Below are 1666 nucleotides of genomic sequence, written 5' to 3' on the forward strand. Positions count from 1 at the left end.
TAAATCCTTAATTATTTCTGACTTTTTAGTTCAGTTTTTAACCATTCTTTCCTTAACTTAATGGCAGTGAACCTCGTCATCCCGCTACTTGTTAGCGGCTGAGATACCGCGAATGAATCGCGGTATGACGGTTCGCGGCGGTATGGACGTAGGAAAACCTTTCTTGGGTCAGCTATAGAGACTCTCATCTTTAGCGAGCTTCAAGGTAATTGGTTGCTATTTGCGAAAATATTTGCATAATTTAAGTAACATTACTTAATAAAAATTAACTATGGAGCTTAATAAGATTGCAGCATCGATTTTACTTTCTGGGCTAATCATTATGATAGTTAGTAATGTAGTTGATATGCTTTACAGTCCAGAAGAATATAAGATTGAACACCAAACGATAGTAGCTGCTGGCAGCAATGAGTTCCAGCAAAAAATCGAGCAAGTGGCGCTTGATATTGGAGCGCTCATGCAGAATGCTAGCTTTGAGAAAGGTAAATCAGCAGCAAAAAAATGTATAGCCTGCCATAGTTTTGAGAAAGGTGGAATGAATAAAGTAGGACCAAACTTATGGAACATAGTTGGAAATAAAAAGGCCCATCTTGGTAACTCATTCAATTACTCAAAAGCAGTGCTTGAAAGAGGTGGAAAATGGGGGTATGAGGAGCTATTTGCCTTTTTAAAGAACCCAAAAGCCTATATAAAAGGTACACGTATGGCATTTGCAGGTATTTCCAATCCACAAGAAATTGCAGATCTAGTTAGTTATTTGCATCAATTGAGTGATAGCCCGGTTGCTTTGCCAAAGTAGTATGGATTATTGTAAATTGTTTGATGGAAATAATGGTCACATAGCATATCGAAAGCTACAAGGAAAGAAAGCTTCTGTAGTTTTTTTCGGTGGATTTGCATCCAGTATGGATGGAACTAAAGCAACTGCTATTTACAAATTTTGCCAAGAAAATGACGTAGCACTTGTGCTATTTGATTATTTTGGTCACGGTCATTCAAGTGGTAATTTTATTGATTACGCGATAAGTGATTGGCAAAAAAATTGTGCTAAAGTAATGAGTGAATTAACTAGCGATAAACAAATAATTATAGGTTCAAGTATGGGAGGATGGCTGATGTTGCTCACTGCCCTTCAATTTCCAGAAAAAATTGCAGCACTAATTGGTATATCGTCTGCTCCCGATTTTACTGAAGATTTGATATTCAAGCAATTGTCAGGCAAGCAAAAAGAAGAACTAGATTCTAAAGGTGTAATAGATTTTACTTCAGAGCATTGTACATACAAAATAACTAAAAATTTGATCGAAGATGGCAGAAAGAACCTTCTTCTAAACAAAAAGACAATAGATATAAACTGTCCTGTGCGCTTGCTGCATAGCATTAATGATAAAGATGTTCCTTATCAAACTTCATTGAATTTAGCTGAAAAAATTAAGTCAACCGATGTTGAAGTACACTTAATAAAATCAGCAGAGCACAATATGTCTGACAATCATTCACTGGAAGTTTTATTTAAGACCATTAGAGAATTTTGTAACCAGACTGCATTCTGTGATTTTTAGCAAAACACGATTTTTCATTTGAGCTTTCTTCAACTTAAAATAAATACAGAAAATTGCTGCCTATAGCTAAACTGACTTAGATTTACCGACAATTTGAAAAACCG

Annotated in this window: 2 protein-coding genes; both read left to right on the forward strand. The window is 35.6% G+C overall.

Features of this window, described 5'->3' with window-relative positions; all coding sequences use genetic code 11:
- Positions 1 to 271: 271 nt before the first annotated feature.
- Complete coding sequence (locus tag OZD61_RS00950) at positions 272 to 799, forward strand: c-type cytochrome (RefSeq protein ID WP_010082469.1); 528 nt, start codon at positions 272 to 274, stop codon at positions 797 to 799.
- A gap of 1 nt (position 800) precedes the next feature.
- Positions 801 to 1562 (forward strand): alpha/beta hydrolase, encoded by a 762-nt coding sequence (locus tag OZD61_RS00955; RefSeq protein WP_274979509.1) that lies wholly within the window; start codon positions 801 to 803, stop codon positions 1560 to 1562.
- The last annotated feature ends 104 nt before the right edge of the window (positions 1563 to 1666 follow it).

It is taken from the genome of Wolbachia endosymbiont of Drosophila bocki, from assembly GCF_028982005.1.
GTDB lineage: Bacteria > Pseudomonadota > Alphaproteobacteria > Rickettsiales > Anaplasmataceae > Wolbachia > Wolbachia pipientis.

Coding starts and splice junctions, on each gene's coding strand:
- OZD61_RS00955 (WP_274979509.1), top strand. CDS start 801: ATGGATTATTGTAAATTGTTTGATGGAAATAATGGTCACATAGCATAT.
- OZD61_RS00950 (WP_010082469.1), top strand. CDS start 272: ATGGAGCTTAATAAGATTGCAGCATCGATTTTACTTTCTGGGCTAATC.